Annotated in this window: 1 protein-coding gene; it reads left to right on the top strand. The window is 35.9% G+C overall.

Annotated elements, in window-relative coordinates:
* Positions 1 to 259: EAL domain-containing protein (locus SB765_RS31070; RefSeq protein ID WP_410932681.1), on the top strand; the 259-nt coding region annotated here is incomplete at both ends.

The raw sequence follows: 259 nt of genomic DNA, 5'->3' as shown, positions 1-259 counted from the left end.
ACAATTTGGGTTATTGAACAAGCCTGTAAAGACATTGCGAAGCTGGCATCCGATGGCATAAGCAATCATAGTATTAGTATTAATTTAAGTGCAAAAAATCTAGCCATTACTAATTTGACCGAAAAAGTAGAGAATATTTTGATTAAGTATCAGGTTGCTCCTCACTTATTAAAGTTTGAACTGACTGAGTCTGCTTTTGTCGAAAATCAAGATGCATTAGTCACCTTAGTTGATGAGCTTGCCACTTTGGGCGTTAAAG

Source organism: Pseudomonas sp. SIMBA_067 (genome assembly GCF_046534675.1).
Taxonomy (GTDB): domain Bacteria; phylum Pseudomonadota; class Gammaproteobacteria; order Pseudomonadales; family Pseudomonadaceae; genus Aquipseudomonas; species Aquipseudomonas putida.
This window is presented reverse-complemented; position numbering and strand designations above follow the sequence as displayed.